At 61.5% G+C, this 234-nt stretch carries 1 protein-coding gene; it reads left to right on the top strand.

Features of this window, described 5'->3' with window-relative positions; translation table 11 throughout:
* Positions 1 to 234, top strand: a 234-nt coding sequence (locus B3187_RS03175) for a flavodoxin-dependent (E)-4-hydroxy-3-methylbut-2-enyl-diphosphate synthase (protein ID WP_286804599.1), incomplete at both ends; no start/stop codon positions are given.

Genomic DNA, 234 nt, shown 5'->3' with positions numbered 1-234 from the left:
CAAGACCATGAACGAGCTGGAAATGCGCGTGGAAGACATCACCGTGCCGCTGGATGTTGCGGTGATTGGCTGCGTGGTCAACGGCCCGGGTGAGGCCAAAGAAGCCGACCTGGGGCTCGCCGGCGGTACCCCCAACAATCTGGTGTATATCGACGGGGCACCGAGTCAGAAGCTCGCCAATGACACTCTGGTGGACGATCTGGAGCGGTTGATCCGCGCCAAGGCCGAGGAGAA

It is taken from the genome of Marinimicrobium sp. UBA4209, from assembly GCF_002381585.1.
Lineage (GTDB): Bacteria > Pseudomonadota > Gammaproteobacteria > Pseudomonadales > Cellvibrionaceae > Marinimicrobium > Marinimicrobium koreense.
The sequence above is the reverse complement of the archived record's forward strand: the minus strand, read 5'-3'. Positions and strand labels throughout refer to the sequence as shown.